The 20,413-nt window shown below is 45.6% G+C and carries 20 protein-coding genes; 1 reads left to right on the top strand and 19 read right to left on the bottom strand.

The features are described 5' to 3' along the window. Positions 1–123: 123 nt before the first annotated feature. From ACR8BL_RS25190 to gpr, 16 genes are all read right to left on the bottom strand, one after another. Positions 124–516 carry a hypothetical protein gene (locus tag ACR8BL_RS25190; protein WP_434750077.1) on the bottom strand — a complete coding sequence of 131 codons (393 nt, stop codon included), beginning with the start codon at positions 514–516 and terminating at the stop codon, positions 124–126. Further along, positions 509–688 carry a YfhD family protein gene (locus tag ACR8BL_RS25185; protein ID WP_434750076.1) on the bottom strand — a complete coding sequence of 60 codons (180 nt, stop codon included), beginning with the start codon at positions 686–688 and terminating at the stop codon, positions 509–511. Before ACR8BL_RS25185 ends, ACR8BL_RS25190 begins: the two co-directional genes overlap by 8 nt. Before the next feature lie 22 nt (positions 689–710). Then, entirely contained in the window at positions 711–1,079 is a 369-nt protein-coding gene (locus ACR8BL_RS25180) for a hypothetical protein (protein WP_434753244.1), read from the bottom strand. A 195-nt stretch (positions 1,080–1,274) separates the two neighbouring features. Next, positions 1,275–2,393: a molecular chaperone DnaJ gene (gene dnaJ, locus ACR8BL_RS25175; protein WP_434750075.1), complete on the bottom strand. Its 1,119-nt coding sequence runs from the start codon at positions 2,391–2,393 to the stop codon at positions 1,275–1,277. Between the two features lie 133 nt (positions 2,394–2,526). Then, the gene (gene dnaK / locus ACR8BL_RS25170; protein WP_434750074.1) at positions 2,527–4,365 is read right to left on the bottom strand and encodes a molecular chaperone DnaK; all 1,839 of its coding nucleotides are present in this window, start codon (positions 4,363–4,365) and stop codon (positions 2,527–2,529) included. 125 nt (positions 4,366–4,490) lie between these two features. Continuing rightward, entirely contained in the window at positions 4,491–5,054 is a 564-nt protein-coding gene (gene grpE / locus ACR8BL_RS25165) for a nucleotide exchange factor GrpE (protein ID WP_434750073.1), read from the bottom strand. A gap of 42 nt (positions 5,055–5,096) precedes the next feature. After that, positions 5,097–6,128 (bottom strand): heat-inducible transcriptional repressor HrcA, encoded by a 1,032-nt coding sequence (gene hrcA, locus ACR8BL_RS25160; RefSeq protein ID WP_434750072.1) that lies wholly within the window; start codon positions 6,126–6,128, stop codon positions 5,097–5,099. 173 nt (positions 6,129–6,301) lie between these two features. Beyond that, positions 6,302–7,654: a sensor histidine kinase gene (locus tag ACR8BL_RS25155; RefSeq protein ID WP_434750071.1), complete on the bottom strand. Its 1,353-nt coding sequence runs from the start codon at positions 7,652–7,654 to the stop codon at positions 6,302–6,304. Then, positions 7,651–8,379, bottom strand: a complete 729-nt coding sequence (locus ACR8BL_RS25150; RefSeq protein WP_434750070.1) for a response regulator transcription factor — start codon at positions 8,377–8,379, stop codon at positions 7,651–7,653. The genes ACR8BL_RS25155 and ACR8BL_RS25150 overlap by 4 nt, the downstream gene beginning before the upstream one ends. A 263-nt stretch (positions 8,380–8,642) precedes the next feature. Further along, positions 8,643–9,437: a hypothetical protein gene (locus ACR8BL_RS25145; protein WP_434750069.1), complete on the bottom strand. Its 795-nt coding sequence runs from the start codon at positions 9,435–9,437 to the stop codon at positions 8,643–8,645. Positions 9,438–9,727: 290 nt separating this feature from the next. Further along, positions 9,728–10,198, bottom strand: a complete 471-nt coding sequence (locus tag ACR8BL_RS25140) for an N-acetyltransferase (RefSeq protein ID WP_434750068.1) — start codon at positions 10,196–10,198, stop codon at positions 9,728–9,730. A gap of 116 nt (positions 10,199–10,314) precedes the next feature. Further along, positions 10,315–11,535 carry a radical SAM family heme chaperone HemW gene (gene hemW, locus ACR8BL_RS25135; RefSeq protein ID WP_434750067.1) on the bottom strand — a complete coding sequence of 407 codons (1,221 nt, stop codon included), beginning with the start codon at positions 11,533–11,535 and terminating at the stop codon, positions 10,315–10,317. 124 nt (positions 11,536–11,659) lie between these two features. Further along, a complete protein-coding gene (gene lepA / locus ACR8BL_RS25130) occupies positions 11,660–13,474 on the bottom strand; it encodes a translation elongation factor 4 (protein WP_434750066.1) in 1,815 nt (604 codons plus the stop codon). A 145-nt stretch (positions 13,475–13,619) separates the two neighbouring features. Further along, complete coding sequence (locus ACR8BL_RS25125; RefSeq protein ID WP_434750065.1) at positions 13,620–13,976, bottom strand: hypothetical protein; 357 nt, start codon at positions 13,974–13,976, stop codon at positions 13,620–13,622. A 91-nt stretch (positions 13,977–14,067) separates the two neighbouring features. Further along, positions 14,068–15,360 (bottom strand): stage II sporulation protein P, encoded by a 1,293-nt coding sequence (locus ACR8BL_RS25120; protein ID WP_434750064.1) that lies wholly within the window; start codon positions 15,358–15,360, stop codon positions 14,068–14,070. Between the two features lie 162 nt (positions 15,361–15,522). Beyond that, positions 15,523–16,524 carry a GPR endopeptidase gene (gene gpr / locus ACR8BL_RS25115; protein ID WP_434750063.1) on the bottom strand — a complete coding sequence of 334 codons (1,002 nt, stop codon included), beginning with the start codon at positions 16,522–16,524 and terminating at the stop codon, positions 15,523–15,525. A 174-nt stretch (positions 16,525–16,698) separates the two neighbouring features. Here gpr and rpsT point away from each other — a divergent pair, with 174 nt between their 5' ends. Next, positions 16,699–16,971, top strand: coding sequence for a 30S ribosomal protein S20 (gene rpsT / locus ACR8BL_RS25110; protein WP_024628504.1), 273 nt, complete (start codon positions 16,699–16,701; stop codon positions 16,969–16,971). Positions 16,972–17,157: 186 nt separating this feature from the next. Here rpsT and holA read toward each other — a convergent pair whose 3' ends face one another. The 3 genes from holA to ACR8BL_RS25095 form a co-directional block, all read right to left on the bottom strand. Beyond that, the gene (gene holA, locus ACR8BL_RS25105; RefSeq protein WP_434750062.1) at positions 17,158–18,174 is read right to left on the bottom strand and encodes a DNA polymerase III subunit delta; all 1,017 of its coding nucleotides are present in this window, start codon (positions 18,172–18,174) and stop codon (positions 17,158–17,160) included. Between the two features lie 259 nt (positions 18,175–18,433). Beyond that, positions 18,434–19,726, bottom strand: coding sequence for a zf-HC2 domain-containing protein (locus tag ACR8BL_RS25100; RefSeq protein ID WP_434750061.1), 1,293 nt, complete (start codon positions 19,724–19,726; stop codon positions 18,434–18,436). Beyond that, positions 19,723–20,271, bottom strand: a complete 549-nt coding sequence (locus ACR8BL_RS25095) for an RNA polymerase sigma factor (RefSeq protein ID WP_154983218.1) — start codon at positions 20,269–20,271, stop codon at positions 19,723–19,725. Before ACR8BL_RS25095 ends, ACR8BL_RS25100 begins: the two co-directional genes overlap by 4 nt. Positions 20,272–20,413 lie beyond the last annotated feature (142 nt).

Raw genomic sequence — 20,413 nt, 5'->3', positions numbered from 1 at the left:
ACACAAGCAAGCCGAAGCACAAAGCATACTCGTAAAAGAAAACAAAACAGGATATCCACGGTTAGACCGCTAGAATATCCTGTCCCATTTTTCGGCGCTTGCCTTTCTTGCTCATGGATAAAACTAATAAAACCGACCGCCGTTTTGTGTAATCATCTCTGCTGCTTGCGGCAAAGATTCCTGTGAGACGGATACAGTTAACAAAATGCCTTGCTTCATACTTCTCGTTGTATCGTCCGCTGGAGGTTCAACAACCTGTCCTCCCGATAATATTTCCGTCTCATCACTAATCAGAGCGAGTACATTCAGTTCCCCACTGAAACCGCCAACAACCGCTGTAGGCGAGTTGTCTTGACCCTGTATGCCGCATAATCCAGGTGCACCTGCATTCTCTCGCAAACTTTCGATGCGCAGTTGGTTAGGATGCAGCAGTTCTAACGCTCTGCGTGCTGATTCAGCTTCTGACCAACTTGTAAATACAGCTTCAATCGTGACCGCTGAGCGATCTTCAGTCATGAATTTCTCGTCCTTGGCGACGATCCGCTGCCTCACTGCGGCGCAGGGCTTCAACATCCTCGTGATCCGCCATTTCAGCGCTGAACTCCACATCTTCATTTTTCGCAGATTGCAGACGTTTCATCTTTTCGGTTTTCGTTAGAATTTCACCTGGTCGTTGTCGATTAGCCATTTGTACTTCCTCCCTCTTAAAATTAGATCATTCCACCGGCTTGTTCAATGATTGACATTGCACGGTGATGTACCTCTTCATCTACAACAACAGTTAATAAAATGTCCCTGCCTGTAGGGCCGCCTTGTCCGCCATCACTCATTCCGCTTGCTGCAGGATCTGCCGCAGCCATGATGCCTGAGCTGGCATTGCTTTGCATCGCATCAGGTATCCATGATGAGTAGCTGCCAGAGATACCCGGTTTGTAGGAAGCTCCACTTGGTCCAACACCCGCATAACGGCTGAACCGATTAATGGATACATCCTCCACACGTAGCGCCTCCATCTTTTTGACCGCTTCCTGTGCCTGCTCCGGGCTATGAAAATAGGCCAAAATATTTTTCTCCGTCACTTGTTCCACCTGCTTCCTTGAGTTCTCTCAACCTGCTTTGGTTTAACATATCATTCCCGCCATGCTATCTTTCCGCAAGCGAGCCCAGAATATACCGAATTTCTGACATATAGAACACACAAAACTACAAGATCCATATAAAAAAAGACACCCTCCATCAACGAAAGGTGTCTTCTTTACTATTTCATATATGAATCAGTCGCCGCGAAAGGCTCGTTTTACACGATCAAAGAAAGATTGCTCATGCTCATGGGTTTGTTCGCCATCCAGTGCAGCGAACTGACGAAGCAGTTCTTTCTGCTCATCACTCAACTTGCTCGGAGTAACCACAACCACTTTCACATGTTGATCCCCTTGTCCCATACCGCGCAAGCGTGGTACACCTTTGCCTTTGAGGCGGAAATACGTTCCGGTTTGTGTGCCCGCCGGAATTTTCAGCTTCACTTTTTCAGTCAGTGTCGGGATTTCAATCTCGTCTCCCAGCGCTGCTTGAGCAAACGTGAGTGGAATCTCACAGTAGATGTCATCGCCTTCGCGCTCAAAGAAATCATGCGACTTCACACGAATGACAATGTACAGGTCCCCTGCCGGGCCACCGCGAAGTCCACCTTCGCCCTCACCTGTCATGCGCAGCTGTGCACCGTCATCCACACCCGCTGGAATGCGAACATGGATTTTACGCTGTTTACGAACTTTACCGCTACCGCTACACGTTGTACATTTCTCTTTAATAATCTGCCCTGTACCGCTACAATTCGAACAAGCACGGCGATTCACCATACGACCAAATGGTGTATTTTGAACCACTTCCTGCTGCCCGCTACCGTGACAGACCGAGCATGATTCCGGCTTCGTTCCAGGCTTCGCACCTGAACCATGGCATGTATCACAGCCCTCAGTGCGAGGAATTGTAATATCCGATTCCTTACCAAATACAGCTTCCTTGAACTCAATAGTCATCGTGTACTGCAAATCATTCCCGCGTTGCGGAGCATTCGGGTCACGACGTCCGCCACCACCGCCAAAGAACATATCAAAGATGTCGCCAAAGCCACCGCCACCAAAGTCTCCACCGCCAAAGCCACCTTGATTCGGATCGATGTGACCATATTGGTCGTACTGAGCACGCTTCTGGCTGTCACTTACGACATCATAAGCTTCTTTTACTTCCTTAAATTTGGCCTCCGCATCTGCTTCCTTGTTCACGTCAGGGTGATACTGACGGGCGAGCTTACGGTATGCCTTTTTGATCTCCTCGTCGCTTGCATTTTTGCTTAGCCCGAGTACCTCATAATAATCACGTTTTTCAGCCACTCTTCCACCCCCATAACATTCACCTTATCGCACATCGTGACAAAAGGAAAGTCAAAGCACGGGAGCCCCGGCTATGACTTTCCCTTTAATCCGAACGTCACCGATGTTTTAACTCGCAGCAATTGCGAATTAATTATTTTTTATCTTCATCCACAACTTCGTAATCAGCATCTACGACGTTATCACGTTTAGCAGAACCTTGTTGCCCTTCAGCACCTTGAGCCGCTTGCTCCTCAGCTTGAGCCTGCTCATACAATTTAACGGACAACTGTTGAACGATCTCAGTCAACTCTTCTGTAGCCGCTTTGATGTCTTCCAGATTGTCGGAAGCCAGCACGCCTTGCAATTTTTCTTTGGCTGCATTTGCTTTTTCTACTTCGCCAGCATCTGCTTTTTCACCCAGATCTTTAATCGTTTTGTCTACAGAGTAGATCAATTGATCCGCACTGTTTTTCGCTTCTACAAGCTCTTTACGTTTTCTGTCTTCCTCTGCATGAAGTTCCGCATCTTTCATCATTTGCTCAACTTCAGCATCGCTCAGACCGCTGGAAGAAGTGATTGTGATTTTTTGCGTTTTGTTTGTTCCTTTATCTGTTGCAGATACGTTAACGATACCGTTGGCATCAATATCGAAGCTAACTTCGATTTGTGGAACACCACGTGGAGCTGGTGGGATATCACCCAGCATAAAGCGTCCAAGGGATTTGTTACCTGCTGCCATCTCACGTTCACCTTGCAGGACGTGGATCTCAACACTAGGTTGATTGTCTGCATAAGTGGAGAACACTTGAGATTTGCTTGTAGGGATCGTTGTGTTACGCTCGATCATTTTAGTAAATACGCCACCTGCAGTTTCGATACCCAGGGACAGCGGAGTTACGTCCAGCAATACCACGTCTTTCACGTCACCTGTCAGTACGCCCGCTTGTACAGCAGCACCCAATGCTACAACTTCGTCCGGGTTCACGCCTTTGTGCGGCTCTTTGCCTGTCAGCTTTTTGATTGCTTCCTGTACAGCCGGAATACGCGTGGAACCACCAACCAATACGATTTTGTCGATATCGTTAGCAGTCATACCTGCATCACTCAGTGCGCGACGTGTAGGCTCAAGTGTACGCTCTACCAATCCTGCAGAGATCTCTTCGAATTTAGCACGGCTCAGGTTCAACTCCAAGTGCTGAGGAACGCCGTCAGCAACCGTGATGAACGGCAAGGAGATTGTTGTAGTCAACACGCCGGAAAGTTCTTTTTTCGCTTTTTCAGCTGCATCTTTCAGACGTTGTACGGCTGATTTATCTTTGCTCAGATCAATACCTTGATCTTTCTTGAATTCACTTACGAGATAATCGATAATTACTTGGTCAAAGTCGTCACCACCGAGTTGGTTATCACCACTAGTCGCTTTAACTTCGAAGAAACCATCGCCAAGTTCGAGGATAGATACGTCAAACGTACCGCCGCCCAGGTCATATACGAGAATCGTTTGATCTTCGGATTTTTCCATACCGTATGCCAAAGCTGCTGCTGTTGGCTCGTTGACGATACGAAGTACTTCCAGACCTGCGATCTTACCCGCATCTTTAGTCGCTTGACGCTGACTGTCATTGAAGTAAGCCGGAACGGTGATAACCGCTTGAGTTACTGTTTGGCCCAAGTATGCTTCTGCATCAGTTTTCAGCTTTTGCAAGATGATTGCAGAGATCTCTTGTGGAGAATAATCTTTGCTATCGATCGTTTCTTTGTGGGATGTACCCATGTGGCGTTTAATGGAAATGATCGTACGATCCGGGTTAGTGATCGCTTGACGTTTCGCTGTTTCACCAACAACACGCTCGCCGTCTTTTTTGAAACCTACAACGGAAGGAGTAGTACGTGCACCCTCCGGATTTGGAATAACAACAGCCTCGCCGCCTTCCATAACGGCTACGCATGAGTTGGTAGTACCTAAGTCAATACCGATTACTTTGCTCATCGGAAATTTTCCTCCCTCAACAATTTGAAATCAATAGGGCATTAAGCCTTATTGTGCTAGTAAGTGAACTGCTCTATGTGTATAAAACCTGTATATTTAAAACTCGTCCCTTGGCTCAGCTCAAATTAAGAACTTACCTTAACCATAGCCGGACGAAGTACTTTATCCTTCAGCATGTAGCCTTTTTGAACCTCTTCCACAACGATGCCTTCTTCATGCTCATCGCTCTCCACTTGCATAATCGCTTGGTGGAATTCAGGATTAAACGGTTGTCCAACCGTTTCCATTGCAGTAAGTCCTTCGTTCATCAGCACGGTTTCCAATTGACGCAAGATCATTTGAAATCCTTTGGCAAAAGATTCAGTCTCCGTACCTTCCGGTACCGTAGCCATAGCGCGTTCGAAATTATCCATAACTGGCACCAGTTCGGTGACCAGCTTCATCGAAGCGTATTTGGCAAGCTCCTCTTTTTCCTTCTGAGTGCGACGACGGAAGTTATCAAAATCAGCTTGTGCACGTACAAAACGCTGCTGGGTTTCCTCAGCCTCTGCTTTCAAACGTGATAGCTCATTTTGCTCCTGATCTGTTATCTCCTCAGCCTGTGCTTCTGCAGCTGCAGCCTCATTGACCGGTTCCTGCTCAGCGGCTGTTATTTCTTGCTCTTCTGTGAATGATTGCTCCTCTTTCAAGATGTTCACCTCCTTATAAGAATGAATCGTAATTCCCGTTACCTATTTAAAGCGAGTCGTCAGCATGGTTGTAAGATCACGGGATAATGTATTTAAAATATGGATGACACGTGCATAATCCATTCGGGTTGGTCCAAGAATTCCAATTGAACCAAATGCCTCGCCGTCCAATGAATAGGACGCTGTAATCAAGCTACAGTTCGCAAAGGCCTCATGATCATTTTCGGTGCCGATTCGCACCTGAATTCCCGGCCCGCCGGGCACTGGCATCATCAATTTCATTAACGTTGGTGTTTCATCTAACAAGTCCAGAATATGTTTAACCTTTTCCACATCTCTGAACTCGGGTTGTGTCAACATATTGGTAGCGCCGCTGAGGAAAAGTCGGTTATCGTGCTCATTGTCAAACGCACTGTTGAGTACCTGCATAACTTCCTCATAACGTGTAATATGACGCTCCATCTCTTGACCAAGCTCTGTGTAAAGACGTGATTTCAACTTGTAGATCGGTACGCCTACCAATTTGCTGTTTAATAAACGAACCACATTCTCCATCTCCGCAACCGAGATTTCGGGCGGAATCTGAACTGTCTTGTTTTCCACTTGACCAGTGTTCGTCACAATAATCGCCACCGCCTCATTCTCATTCAGCGGAAGCAGCTGGAAATGACGCAATGATGTATGGAACACCTCTGGTCCAAGTAAAATCGAAGTATAATTCGTCATATGAGACAAAATGTTGGATGCATGCTGAATAACCTGTTCCATTGCATTCAGCTTTTCTGCAAAAAATGACTTTAAATCATCCAGTTCCTGCGGCTCCACCTGATTCCAGGGAACCAAGTGATCGACATAATATCGATAGCCCTTGTGAGAAGGAATGCGTCCCGCAGATGTATGCGGCTGTTCCAGAAAACCCATCTCTTCCAGATCGGCCATTTCATTACGGATGGTTGCCGGGCTGTATCCAACATCCCCTCTTTTGGAAATGCTCCGGGACCCTACGGGCTCAGCTGAACGGATATAGTCATCCACTATAGCGTTCAGAATCATTCGTTGACGCTCTGTTAACATGGTGAGTATTCCCTCCTTCTGACTGTACCGTCCCATGTCGTTAGCACTCCAGTTAGATGAGTGCTAATCGGTAATACAAAAATACCAAACTGACATGATCATTGTCAAGTGAGTTTGCGGAATGGGATCATCTATTTATAGTATAGGCCAATAACCAGCACTTATAACGCAAATTATGAACCTTGATGCTGTATTTCTTTATCCACAGGATAATGTCTCAGACTAAAGCGTGCGCCTCCCAGTGGCGAGTCACTATACACCAAATCTGCATGAAGATGGATTGCCAGTTGCTTGCTAATTGCCAGTCCCAGTCCTGTAACCCCATTATTCCCGGTATAGAAACGCCGGAAAATATATTGCCGGTCATGCTCGTTCAAACCTGGGCCATCATCATCAATATGAAAACTCCAGTCAGCATGATCATCACCCGAGTGTTCCAATGTTAATTTTACTTGAGTTTGGGAATGACGCACTGCATTTTGCAGCAAGTTTAACAGAATCTGAAACAGCTGCTCACCCGCTGTTTCAACCTTGAACGATTCAGCTTCCGCTGTCAAATGAACACCCCGCTGAAGTGCGGTTGGCATAAGCAGGTACACAGCCTCATCGGCCATGCTCTTCAAGTCAATGACTGTCATAGGCCACTCTTCTTCTACAGTTTCCAATCTGGAGAGCTGAATCAGCTTACCAACCATATCGATGAGTCGCTGTGACTGTGCAGCAATAATGTCAAGCCCCTGATCGGTGGATACCACCTGATCTTGAATAGCATACACATAACCCTGAATGGACATCAACGGTGTCTTAAGCTCATGAGATACATTTTGCAGAAACTCCAGCTGATGCCGGTGATGATCATCAAGTCTGTTGCTCATTAATTGAAAGGTATGGATCAATTCTCCTATTTCTGTATGGTCGGCTTGCAGAAATTGCTTCTTGTCAGGCATATTAGGTTCGTATTTACTTACAGCTTCTTTCAGCCTATTAAGCGGTTGTACGGTACGCCATACCGCAAATAATCCGATCAACAGGATGACAAAAAAACTTGCAGCAATAGACAGAAGTGTTGTCCGGAATAACGGAATATACATTGCCCTGAGTGAGGAGAGCGGGGAATACAAGATTACCCGGAACTGTTTATGTGACAACTCAGCTTCACTGTAGAGTACCTTTTTTCCATTCAAAATCATATACCCTTCGTGTGTACCTGGAAATCCCTCCAACTTCATTCCCACACGACCTGCGCTGCTCGAAGCGACAATTTTATCATCTCCATCGATTACAAAATAGTCCGCATAGAAAAGAATGTCCTTAATGAAGAAACGGAAACTGTCATTGTCCAGATCCTCCAGATCATCTACACGAATGATCTTAACCGCCTTCTGCGTTTGACCATGTAGTTGCTGCTTGACCTGATTGAGCAGAATATCATCGAATAGGTGGATAAAAAACAGCACGGTAAACGCCACGGTAACAAGCACACTTGCGAACAAGGCCAGCAGCATTTTGCTGCGAATCGTCTTCATCGCTCATGTACAGCCGCTTTATAGCCGAACCCCCACACCGTATCAATAGTCAGTGTAGCTTGAACCTGCACAAGCTTTTTGCGAATCCGTTTTACGAGATCATCCACCACACGCACTTCACCATAAAAATCATAATTCCAGACCTGTTGGATGAGCTGTTCCCGGCTGAAGGGACGATCCAGGTGCTGTGACAAAAATAACAGAAGCTCATATTCCCTGCCAGTTAGTGCAAGCTCCTCCCCCCGAACGTTAACACGCCGAAAGTCTTCTGAAATCTGAACGTTACCTATACTAAAATAAGCCCCTTCCTTCGGCTGATGCTGCTCCATTTCTTTAAGTTCACTGCCTTGTGACAACCGGCTGCTATTAATCAGACGCAGCATACTTTTCACTCTGGCAACGAGTTCACGCGGATTGAAGGGTTTACTCAGAAAATCATTGCAGCCCAGTTCCAGACCATTCAAACGGTCGATCTCCTCTCCTCGTGCCGAGACCATAATAATTGGAATTTCAGTAAAGGTTCGCAGTTCAGTGAGGAGCGTAAGCCCATCGACGCCAGGCATCATGATGTCAAGAATGAGACAGTCCGGCTTTTTCGAGCGAACTTCTCCGATCAGCTCTCTACCGTGTGCAAACGAGGTCACTTCATACTCTTCCTTTTTTAAATAACCTGTAATGAGTTGCAGAATATATGGATCATCATCCACTACAAAAATACGCGGCATTAGCAGTCACCTCAATCACAGATATATCATTTCTGATATGTTTTTTATTCAATATGTCACTACTAATGTAACAGAGTCAGCACCTACATATCAAAACTTCCATGAATGCACCGATTATCAAATTCAAAATACCGACCAACATAGAAAAGACGGAGGTTCCCATAAGAGAAACTCCGCCTGTAAGCCGCTTTGTGTCTTGTGTCACTGATGCATATTTCGTTAGACTGAACCGATACAGTTAGGACTCGTCAAAGGCCATATTCTTATTTATGGGATGAGCTTGATTTTGGTGCCTCGTTTTTGTTTGTAACCTTTGTTGTCGCCGGCGCTTTCGTAGCAGATGCTGAAGCTTTGTGCGTTGTCACAGCAGTTGTTTTATGTGTCGCTGTTTTTGGAGTTGTTGTTGCAGTTGTTTTGGTTACAGTCGTTTTAGCTACTGGCGTTTTAGTGCCAACTGCTTTTTTAGTCGTTGCTTTGTGCGCTACGATTTTGTGAGCGGCTTTTTTTGCTTTGTGTGCCGTTTGTTTTGCTTTATGTGTAGTAGCCTTTGCAGCGGCTGAAACTTTGTGTGCAGCCTGTTTCGCTTTATGAGCAGCTGCTTTTGCATTATGAGTCGTTGTTTTTGCTTTATGTGTTACTGCTTTTGCTTTGTGGGCCGTTTTTTTGCCCTTGTGATGCATTGCCGTTGTTTTATGAGAAGCTCTTTTGGCTTTGTGAGTTACTTTTGATTTGTGCACTGCCTTTTTTGCTTTATGAGCAGCTTTTTTGGCTTTATGCGTTACCGCTTTTGCTTTGTGAGTTGTTGTTTCCTTCTTGGTCGAAGCTGTTGTTTTGGTAGGTGTAGTTTTAGATCCCGTCGATTTTGTTGGCGTTACAGAAGATTTTGCCGCTGGAGTCGTTGTTGATTTAGTTGTTGATTTGGTTGTTGCCCCTGCTTTTTGCGTTTCAGCCGATTTCACTGAATTCACGACAGGTGTTGCGGCAAAAGCGCTGCCTGCTCCACCAATTACACTCACTGCTGTTACCAATGCTGCCACATGTTTAGTCCATTTTTTCATGATCAGTCACCTCATTCTTTAGTTTGAGCTACCTGCATACTCCCTGCTGGAGATATTGGAAACCTTGCTTCCATACATGTTCTCCAGTTGTTTTCACTGTGAAGTTTTTCTGCAGATCGCTTATGTAAGTTCATCTTAACAAGAGGTTGTGTGAGAATAATGGAATAAGTGTGTGAAAAGTATATGAAAAAAAAAGCAAAAAAAAAGACCACAGTCCCTTTGAAACCGAAAGGTTTCTTGGGCTTGTAATCCGTCTTTCTTTTATATAAAACATCATTCATAAACATATATTAGGCTGAAATATTCAGTTCCTTCAAAACGGCAATCTCGTCACAGCAATCTTGCTTGCTGCAATGAACACAATCCGTCCACACTTTCTCAGGGAAAATCTCCTTCTCCACGACAGCAAAACCATTCTTCAAGAAAAAGGAAACTTCATAAGTAAGTGCCATCACCTTTGGAATCTGTTGTCTCTGGGCTTCCTCAACAAGTCGGTCAAGCAAGCGAGAGCCTATGCCCAGCCCTTTATATCCCTCCGAAATGCCCAGTGATCTCACTTCCACCAGATCATTACCCAAACGACATAATGAGCCGCAGCCTACAACTACTCCATCCACCTCAGCCACAATAAAATGCTCCAGTTGCCGTTGCAGTATTTCCCGTGAACGCGGAAGCATGATCCCACGCTCTGCATATCCCTTAATCATTTCAAACAGTGGTTCAACATCTTCCGGTACAGCTTTCCTGCATATAACCGACATCCAGCTCTCCTCCTATAACGACGCTTTCCGAGGAAAGCTAGCTTCGTAGTTGTGAAATTGACACGCCCTGTAAAACAATATGAATAAATATACAACAGAGCGTATAGAATTTCAAGCTACGAATTTAGCGATATAGAGCCAATAAACTCGGCAAAAACGTCATTGCCGAACAGAATACCCTGTTCACTCAGTTTAAAGCCGTCTGCTGTCCGCTCAAGCAATCCTGCATGAAGCATTTTGCCAAGTGGCTTCGCAAATACGTCCTCCATGGACTCTCCGAACTGCTCATGGAATCTTGAAGACGAAGCCCCCTCCAGCATACGGAGTCCAACCATCAGATAATCCTCCATCGCTTCCGCACGGCCAATCTCAAAGTGATCCAAACGAGGCAGTCCTGCCCGCGAAGCTTCTACATAAGGATTAATCCCCTTGATGTTCATATGCCGTTCGCGGCCTACGTACCCATGCGCTCCCGCACCGAGTCCATAATAATCCTCATTACGCCAATAGGTGATATTGTGACGGCTTTCGAAGCCAGGTTTAGCAAAGTTACTGATCTCATATTGTTCATAACCCGCTTCTTTCATTCGCTTCATTAATAGAAGATACATTTGCAGCTCATCATCTTCATGAGGCAGAGGCAGTTGATTTTTTTGATACAGTGTATGGAAAAGAGTATTCTCTTCTACCTTCAGGCTATAGATGGAATAATGCTTCAAATCCAGTTCCAGCGCCTTGTCAATGCTCTCGTTCAGCATCTCAACCGTCTGGTTTGGCAGACCAAACATCAAGTCGATCGACAGGTTATCCAGTCCCGCCTTGCGCGCATTCTCCAAACTTCGGTATACATCATCCGTATTATGAATCCGGCCAATGCCTGTCAGCAGGTCATTCTGAAAAGCCTGAACGCCAAAGCTGACACGGTTAACACCGCCCTCTTTCATCGCCGCAAGCTTCTCGGCATCTGTCGTTCCCGGGTTGGCTTCCATCGAAAATTCGATATCATCAGCCCAATTTGGAAAATAGGTTTTGACCGAGCGCAGAAAATATGCCATCTCGTCCGGTTTCAATGCGGTTGGCGTACCGCCGCCGACAAAGATCGTTTTGATCTCACCCGGCGGATTAGCCTTAACGGTATGCTCCATCTCCCGTTCTAGTGCCTCCAAATATTGCATCACCGGCTGATCCTTCAGAACGTAAGAATTAAAGTCGCAGTAAAAACATTTATTCGTGCAAAATGGAATGTGAAGATACACCGCTTGGGGCGCACCTGTTTTCTGGTTATGTGCTGCGAGTGTCACGGCAAGTCCCCCTCTATTTGAAAAAAGGAAAGCCATTTGGCTTCCCTTTCAGCTAAAATGTTGATTCAATTTCAGATAACAATCTGTGCTTTACCTAAAAATGCATTTTTAGAATTTAATTTCGATACGCATACTCTGTGCTGTACCCGAAATTAAATTATTAATCATCAATTTTCAGTACTGCCATAAATGCCTCTTGCGGCACCTCAACGTTACCAACCTGCTTCATCCGCTTCTTACCTTCCTTCTGCTTCTCCAGCAGTTTCCGTTTCCGCGAGATGTCACCACCGTAACACTTGGCAAGTACGTTCTTACGCATTGCTTTGACCGTTTCACGAGCAACAACCTTCGTACCCACGGATGCCTGAATCGGCACCTCGAACATTTGCCGCGGGATCAGCTCGCGCAGTTTCTCACAGATAATGCGGCCACGGTTGTAAGCACGATCTTTGTGAACGATAAAGGACAAGGCATCCACTTGTTCTCCGTTGAGCAGAATGTCCATTTTCGCCAGATTGGATTGACGATAACCAGACAACTCATAGTCAAACGAAGCATAACCTTTAGTGCTTGATTTCAACTGGTCGAAGAAGTCATAAACAATCTCGGACAGCGGAATCTCATAGGTAAGCGTAACCCGTGTTGTGTCCAAATATTCCATATTCACATATTCGCCGCGTTTGTTCTGACATAATTCCATAATGGTACCTACATAATCATTCGGTACAATAATGGCTGCCTTTACATACGGCTCTTCAACATAATCAATGCGTCCTACTTCAGGATAGTTAGATGGATTATCAATCTGAATCTTGTCGCCATTAGTCAAGGTCACATGGTAGATTACACTCGGTGCAGTTGTGATCAGTGGAATATTAAATTCTCGCTCAATCCGTTCCTGAATAACGTCCATATGCAAAAGTCCAAGGAATCCACAACGGAATCCAAAGCCCAGTGCGCTAGATGTCTCCGGCTCAAAACTGAGTGAAGCGTCATTCAGTTGCAGCTTCTCCAATGCCTCACGCAGATCCACGTAGTCCGATGTCTCAATCGGATACAGACCGCAGTAAACCATTGGATTAATTTTACGGTAACCCGGAAGCGGTTCAGCTGTCGGATTCTTGGCATCGGTAACCGTATCCCCGACTTGTGTATCACCTACGTGACGAATACCCGCCACGATAAATCCTACGTCACCAACGTTCAGCTCGTCCACAATTGTCATGCGCGGCTTGAACGCTCCCACTTCAATCACTTCAAACGACTTGTTAGTCGCCATCATTTTAATCTTTGAACCCGCTTTAATCTTGCCATCAATGACACGTACATACACGATAACTCCCTTGTAGGGATCGTAATGAGAGTCAAAGATCAGCGCTTTAAGCGGCTGGTCCGGATCACCAACAGGTGCCGGTACACTTTGTACCACTTGCTCCAGAATCTCTTTGATTCCGATGCCAGCTTTGGCAGAAGCCAAAACAGCATTACTGGTATCCAATCCGATAACATCCTCAACTTCCTGCTTCACCCGATCCGGATCAGCACTTGGCAAGTCGATTTTGTTAATGACCGGCAAGATCTCCAGATTGTTGTCTAAAGCAAGATAAACGTTAGCAAGTGTCTGCGCCTCAATCCCTTGAGCCGCGTCAACGACAAGCAACGCTCCCTCACATGCAGCAAGACTCCGAGACACTTCATATGTGAAGTCTACGTGTCCTGGTGTATCAATGAGGTTCAGCAGGTATTCTTCACCATCGTCTGCTTTGTAATTCAGAGCAACCGCCTGCAGTTTGATTGTAATTCCGCGTTCACGCTCCAGATCCATCTGATCCAGTACTTGTTCCTGCATTTCGCGTGATGTCAGCGCACCTGTGTACTCCAAGATCCGGTCCGCAAGTGTTGATTTACCGTGATCTATATGTGCAATAATTGAAAAGTTACGAATTTTACGTTGTCTTTCCCGAATGTCAGTCATTCCTTACCCCCAGAAACAGCCTAGTGTCAATCACTTCATTATAACAGTTGCGGCAAGGTGCATCAATCCCATGATGTGCATCTTCTTAATAAAGTGCACTTGATAAACGTCTAGAAGGTTTAGTGTACCTTTACTACGTCTGCTTCTATTCATCTACTCCACCAAAAAGAGAGACGACCCACTTGATGCCACTGTTTGACAAGTTTTGTAGCAACCCTGCCGTTTTTTCCGCCAAAACGTCTACTGAAGCCTTTTGCTGTTCTGCGCCAAGTACCTGGCTTGGAGTCTGGACAGGCACGAATGGTTTCTTAACCTCTGTCTGCACAGTCTCAGGTGATACAGGCTTATTTTCCTCTGGGGCCGATTCTGTGGTCGCCATTACCGGAATACTTTCTACAGGGTTGTTATGCTGAAAACCACTCCCCGCCAGCTGCATGCCAAGCAGGACACCAAGTAACATAAGCACACTGACAGACAGCATTTTTTTGCCGAATCTGGACATCTCGCCTTCCTCCCTCTTTTTTTATTTATGGCTCAATTCAATTCAATTTTTTGCTGCAGTTTTACGTTCATCTTCCAAATATTCACATCATTTATCCACCCTTTGATACAGGTTTTGCATTTGCTTTATCTACGTTCTGTTCATCCCAATACACTTCGGCGATCATATCGGCTAAAATTTTGGATGTTCGTTTCAACTCAGCTGCTGTATTATCAATACCACCGATCTCAATCAAAATGCTATTCGGGGAAAGGGTCTGATTATATTCTCCATTGTTGCCTCCTCCACCATTCTTCCCCCACACCCCTCGGGACACTCCCGGATACTTCCCTTCCAGTTTTTTGTGAATTTTCGCAGCAAAGGCCTCATTTTTACGCCAATTTGGATTCTCATGTCCGATGATAAAATATACCTTGGCGTAGCTCTGATCACCGATGGTTGTTGTCGTTTTTTTGTGCCGCTGGGAATCGCGGTGAATATCTATTAGATATGTCAGGTCATCATTCTGAGCAAGCGCCGCTTTAACTGTCTGCCTTGAATATTTATATGAGAAGTTCCAATTGTAGTCTTTAATTTTAGTCTGATAATCTTCCTTCGCATGCTCTACACCAACACCCAGTTTTTCCAGACTATCCGATAAATAAGTTCCCACTTGAAAAACATTACCTGTCGACTTACCAGAGGAAGGATTGTCACTATTAGTGCCAAGTAACGGATTATAGCCTTCACGCGGATGAGAGTGATAGATGAGCACCGACTTTTTGGTCATTGCCGGATTGCCCTTTTCTTGTCCCTTTCCCTTGGATGGCGGTTCTTCATTTCCTGCTCCGTTCTCAGGATCATCCTCACCAGTAACACCTGTATTATCCTGTCCCGGGGGGACATGTAACTCACTTCCTGGTTTACCTGCACCTGAGGCGGCTGTTTCCGTAATTCCTGGATCCGGCTGATAGTCTTCTGGTGCTTCGGCCTTGGTATTTCCAGAACCGGGCCGGAGCATGACTGGCTGATTCGCACCCATGCCTGGCATTTCTCGTGCGATCAAACTTTTGGGATCTTGTGGATTCACATTGGTAAGCAATTGAAACACAAAAGAGGTCAGATTCTCGCCGGAAATCGCAGCGTTCTGTTCCTTCTTCGTTAGATGAGGCATTTCCATGCCTAACATGTCCACAAAGAAGCGACTGGAGACCGAACCTGCAAATCCTTTCATTGAAGAAACAGGGGAGTTATTCAGCCTTTTCTCCGCCATTCCACCAAGCCCCAGTGCAACAAAAAAGAGGGCAGATATCATCATAAGCAGCAACAGTGTACGGCCCATAGCCAGCACATGCAGACATCTTTTTTTCCATTTGCCAATGTTCCATGTCAATATCTTGTTCATTCTTATGTCTCCTTCCCTTGCAGGACAACTCTTATACTTCAACTCTATGAGCGTGTGCAATTTGATAGAACAGGAAGTAGAAAGATAAAGTGAACAAAAAAAAAGAAAGTCCGATAGATTCGGACCTCCCTCTCCTTATTTAGACAATTGGTTTATTAGGCTCTAATGAGTGTAAGCCGCGACGTTACTTGGATCGACTGCCTCATGGAGTGCCGCATTAAGCCCCGTTGCGATAACGTTGGCGATACCTTCAATAAACTCGTCAATTTCCTTCGGTGTAACGATGAGGTCATGCCCCAGTGGTTCAAGCACTTCTTTGACCAGACTCAAGCGATCCTCTTCACCAATGTCATCCAGCATACCCATGATCTGTTTCGTCTGATCCGTCTCCTGGCGAAAATGGGAACGCATCATTTCAATGACATTATTCACGATGGTAGAGGCATAACATACCGTTGGCACGCCGATCGCAATGCAAGGAACACCGAGGATTTCCTTGGTTAATCCACGCCGCTTGTTTCCGATGCCTGAGCCTGGATGTATACCAATATCTGCCACCTGAATGGTTGTGTTCACACGTTCAAGAGAGCGGGAAGCAAGTGCATCAATAGCGATAATAGCATCGGGGCGGGTGCGCTCAACGATGCCCTGCACAATGTCACTCGATTCAATCCCCGTTGTACCCAACACACCCGGCGCAATAGCGCTAACTTCACGATATCCTGGTGCAACTTGATCGGGTACCAATTCAAAATACTGCCGGGTAACCATCAAATTCTCTACCACCAACGGACCGAGAGAATCTGGAGTGACATTTAGATTGCCGAGGCCTACAATCAGCACTTTGGAATCTTTGCCAATGCCTGCCTTCGTCATAAATGCTTCCATTTCCCGCGTAAACTCGGCAGCTACCCGTTCCTTCAAGTTGGTATCTCCGTTTCGAAGGGAAGGCACCTCCAATGTGACATAATGACCTTTAACACGTCCAATTGTTTTTGCTGCTTCATCATTTAAAACATCGATCCGGGTAATGGTAATACCATCTTTAGTATCCACATCCTCACGCAGTCCCGGAATGGTCTGTCTCTGGCTACCTTGTGCCATTTCTTTGGAATCAATAGCCAAATCGGTGCGGACGGTATAATTTTGCAAATCAAGTGTCATCTGTGCCTGCCTCCCTTGTTCCATTTGAGGATATTGTGTGGGAAAAAGACGTACTTTATGCAACATGCCAAACAATGATGCAAAATCTGTTGCAATTTACATGCTAGCGTGATAGAATATTTTAAGTTGTGAAACGTTTGTATTCATGCAAATGCCTTACAGGAGGTGAATGTAATGCCAAACATCAAATCCGCTGTTAAACGCGTAAAAACGAGTGACAAGCGCCGCGCACTTAACGCTTCTCAGAAGTCTGCACTCCGCACAGCTGTTAAAGCTGCTGATGCTGCTCTGGTAAGCAACGAAGTTGACACTGCTAAAGCTGCGATTCAAGCTGCTTCCAAAAAGCTGGACAAGGCTGTAACTAAAGGTCTGGTTCATAAAAATGCTGCAGCACGCAAAAAGTCTCGCTTGGCGAAAAAACTGAACGCTCTTTCCGCACAAGCGTAAGAAGCGTTACTTATACGAACCAATGGAAAAATCCTGAACAGCATGGGCTTTCAGGATTTTTTAGCATCTGTTCCGCCAAGTAAAAAGAACATAATCATAAAAAAACAACCTGAGTCGTTCTCTGTATGATGGTATCCACATACAAAGAACTTACATTCAGGTTGTTTTTTTGCTATTTCACATGGGTTACGCACCAAGTCTTAACAAAAACAGTTCCAAGCCAAGCACCTTATCCACCGCTCCCGTTTTCATCTGATAATCCAGCTCACCCAAGTGACTAAGTATATTCCGCAGACGATCAGCTTCGAACTTTCGAGCCTGCTCCCCGGCAATTTTGACTGCGTAAGGGTGCAAGCCAAGCTGACTGGCAATCTGTTGCTGTGAGTAGCTCTGCTGCCCAAGCTCCTTAACTTGAATCATAATGCGGAATTGACGGGCTATTAGCGCAGCAATCTTGATCGGTTCTTCCCGCTGCTTCAAAAGTTCATAGAAGAGAGTCAGTGCCTTTTCCAGCCTCAAGTTAGCCAGTTCCTCTACCAGAGCAAATACATTCTGTTCCGTACTTCGAGCCACGAGTGATTCAATATCTGCCCTCCGAATCGTTCCTCCTTGACCTGTAAACAGACAAAGTTTATCGACTTCGGCAGATAAGGATTGCAGTCCCGTCCCGGCGTAACTAATCAGTGTTTCTGCTGCCCCCGCTTCAAAGGTAACCTCTCGTTGTTTCGCAAGCTTGACCATCCATTGAATCAACTCTTCTCCACTCAATGGCGCAAAGGCCAGCACAACGGCCTGTTTCTTGGCCGCCTTCACCAGTTTCTTTCGTTCATCCAGCTTGTCCCCTTGCGCTAAAAAAACGATCGTGCTGTAATCAGCGGGATTATCCATATATGTAATCAAGCGATCTACCTGATGCTCTATTTTGGACTCTTTTCCTGCTGTAAACAAGCTGGTGTCCCTCACAATAATCAATTTTCGTGGAACCAGAAAAGGAACCGTTTCTGCTTCTTCAACGACAGCCTCAATCGGTGTTTCAGAGAGGTCATAAGGGATAACCGCAAAATCCTGATGTTCTTCTTCGATAACCTGCTCTTTTAACATCTCCGTAAATTGCTGTATCTGATACTTCTCCGTTCCATACAGCACATAGATTGGCGCAGTGTCTCCGCTGCGAATTGCCTTTGTTGCGCTTTTTACATCCATTCACCGTGCCTCCTTATCTCTCTTATCCTACCAGAAAAAACACAAGACAACAAAGGGGCCTTCATCCACGGATGGATAAAGGCCCCTTATTCTGCATCTATATAAACGCAAGCACAGCCACTCTAGAAATAGCCGGCGTGCGGTCATACGACGTCAGTTAATAGAACAGAAATAAAGCAGTCTTTAGTTATTGCCAGTATATGCTTGTCACTTAGAAAAGTGCATTATATTTTTCATGCCTGAACAGCATATCCCAGAACTATTTTTCAGGAGCATTAGATGCCGCACCAACTTTGAACGTATCCTTGGTTGTCGTTCCGTCTTTGTCCATTTCATAATTAAACTGCTGGCTGTCTTTGGACCAGTTTCCTGACTTAAACGTCCCCTCTACATTCCGCTGCTCAATTAGATTCAGAACATCCGGATCATTCGCGGACTTCGCATAAACACTTATCTGGTTACCCATCAGCATAACAATATAGGAACCATCCGGTGATTTCCATTCTTTTGCTGTTGTTGGTGCCGTGATCCCCTGTTCAGGAGCCACAAGTCCCTGATGACCACCAGCTGCACCTGACTCCGTTCCATTTCCTGCATTCTCAGTTCCACTGCCTTGAGCTGGGTTATCCTGATTAGGAATGATCGTTTGAGCCGAAAATGTCTCGTCGAGCTGGTCCTTTGAATCGGACGTACTTCTTCCATCCTTGTCATTAGGAGTGGAAGCACCACCTTCACTTGTATCCGGCTTTTTCTGCTCCGTTCCCTGATTTGGATCCATGCTCTTCTGATTACTGGAAGTGTCAGAAGAAGGTCTTGAATTTACCTCTTGATTGCCTTTGTCCTGTGAAGCTGTCCCCTCCGTGGAAGGTTCGGAATGCTCTTGATTACCTGAAGCATCTGGAGTTTTCAGTTCTGTTCCGTTGCTCTCGTCAGGTTGATCCGCATTCGGTTGCGTAGAACCTTCCGTTATGGGAGCATTTAATGAGTCAGGTGCGATCGTACTACCTTCTGCCTGGTTCGTTGTGTCTGCTTGATCGTTATTCACAGACATACTCCGCGCAGACTGTTCGTCACTATTGCTATCTTGCGATGCACCAGATCTCATCATCATAGAGTCTGCATTCTCAATCTGCTCTGGCTGATGCCCCCAGATGGCAAATCCCATTATAACCGCCGCAGCTGCTGCACCCACAGACATACGTCCTGCCATCGAATTAAACCACTTGGTCTTCGCTTTCTGCTCACTTGAACTTGAACGTTGTAAATTCTCAAATGCCGCAGGGACAGGACTCATCTCTTGCACGGTACTGCTTTGTTCTTTACGGGCTTCGTCAATCGCATCCAATTGAGGCATAATTGCATCAACCAGACTGAACTTAGAGCTAACTTGGGGCAAATCTTCCAGTTCCCTGGATAGAGCTCTGAGCATACTAAAATTTTCGGCGCACTCCGGACACTTGGCCACATGTTGTAGCATCTGCGCCGTTTCCGCCTCGCCCAGATCATGATCCAGATACCGGTGCATCCATTCCACCACCTCTTCACATTTCATCCTGTCACACCACCTTTCTGATACTCCTGTAGTAGATTTTGTAACTGTTGTCTGGCTCTAAATAAGTAAGACTTCACTGTATTTAGCGGAAGATCGAGACAATCCGCAATTTCGTTATAGGATAAATCTTGCAGATATCTTAGAACAATGACGGTCCGATGATGCTCTGGCAGCTTGTTGATCGCTTCTTGAATATCTTTCGCCACATAAGTGGACATCACTTCGAACTCTACATCCTGCTTATCCTGAAAAACCATTTCATGTTCATCAATAGACACTGAAGGCTTGGTTCTTCTGAATTTGTCAATGCAGATGTTAGTCACGATGCGCTGCACCCAGGTTTTGAACTGAGCTTTTTCTTCATAAGAGTTAATCTTGGTGTAAATTCGAATTAACGCTTCCTGAGCAGCATCCAAGGCGTCCTGTTCATTATTTAAAATGTAATATGCGGTACGATAGACGTGCTGTTCAATCTCCCGCAATAGGGTAATTAGAGCGTCGCGATCGCCCGATTGAGCGGCTCTGATGAGTTCCGGCTCTACCACAAAGGATCCCCCTCTCCCTGCAACCTTACTGACGTAATCATCGATAAAATTGTTGCAAAGTTAAGTATATTTTAATTTCCCATCACAAAATAACGGCTTATGTATAAGGGCCGCCGAATCTTATCTTAGAATAACAGAAAAT

The organism is Paenibacillus amylolyticus (assembly GCF_051136285.1).
Classification (GTDB): Bacteria; Bacillota; Bacilli; order Paenibacillales; family Paenibacillaceae; genus Paenibacillus; species Paenibacillus amylolyticus_F.
Note: the sequence above shows the minus strand (reverse complement) of the source record. Positions and strands in the feature narration are given on the sequence as shown.

What these genes read in the sequence shown, in the direction of transcription:
- hemW (WP_434750067.1), bottom strand. Translation starts at nt 11,535, where the DNA reads ATGGCTTTCCTTTTTTCAAATAGAGGGGGACTTGCCGTGACACTCGCA.
- gpr (WP_434750063.1), bottom strand. Translation starts at nt 16,524, where the DNA reads ATGACACTTGATTTGCAAAATTATACCGTCCGCACCGATTTGGCTATT.
- holA (WP_434750062.1), bottom strand. Translation starts at nt 18,174, where the DNA reads ATGGATGTAAAAAGCGCAACAAAGGCAATTCGCAGCGGAGACACTGCG.
- ACR8BL_RS25150 (WP_434750070.1), bottom strand. Translation starts at nt 8,379, where the DNA reads ATGCCGCGTATTTTTGTAGTGGATGATGATCCATATATTCTGCAACTC.
- ACR8BL_RS25120 (WP_434750064.1), bottom strand. Translation starts at nt 15,360, where the DNA reads ATGAACAAGATATTGACATGGAACATTGGCAAATGGAAAAAAAGATGT.
- ACR8BL_RS25100 (WP_434750061.1), bottom strand. Translation starts at nt 19,726, where the DNA reads ATGAAATGTGAAGAGGTGGTGGAATGGATGCACCGGTATCTGGATCAT.
- ACR8BL_RS25190 (WP_434750077.1), bottom strand. Translation starts at nt 516, where the DNA reads ATGACTGAAGATCGCTCAGCGGTCACGATTGAAGCTGTATTTACAAGT.
- lepA (WP_434750066.1), bottom strand. Translation starts at nt 13,474, where the DNA reads ATGACTGACATTCGGGAAAGACAACGTAAAATTCGTAACTTTTCAATT.
- ACR8BL_RS25185 (WP_434750076.1), bottom strand. Translation starts at nt 688, where the DNA reads ATGGCTAATCGACAACGACCAGGTGAAATTCTAACGAAAACCGAAAAG.
- hrcA (WP_434750072.1), bottom strand. Translation starts at nt 6,128, where the DNA reads ATGTTAACAGAGCGTCAACGAATGATTCTGAACGCTATAGTGGATGAC.
- ACR8BL_RS25140 (WP_434750068.1), bottom strand. Translation starts at nt 10,198, where the DNA reads ATGTCGGTTATATGCAGGAAAGCTGTACCGGAAGATGTTGAACCACTG.
- rpsT (WP_024628504.1), top strand. Translation starts at nt 16,699, where the DNA reads ATGCCAAACATCAAATCCGCTGTTAAACGCGTAAAAACGAGTGACAAG.
- ACR8BL_RS25125 (WP_434750065.1), bottom strand. Translation starts at nt 13,976, where the DNA reads ATGTCCAGATTCGGCAAAAAAATGCTGTCTGTCAGTGTGCTTATGTTA.
- dnaK (WP_434750074.1), bottom strand. Translation starts at nt 4,365, where the DNA reads ATGAGCAAAGTAATCGGTATTGACTTAGGTACTACCAACTCATGCGTA.
- ACR8BL_RS25145 (WP_434750069.1), bottom strand. Translation starts at nt 9,437, where the DNA reads ATGAAAAAATGGACTAAACATGTGGCAGCATTGGTAACAGCAGTGAGT.
- ACR8BL_RS25155 (WP_434750071.1), bottom strand. Translation starts at nt 7,654, where the DNA reads ATGAAGACGATTCGCAGCAAAATGCTGCTGGCCTTGTTCGCAAGTGTG.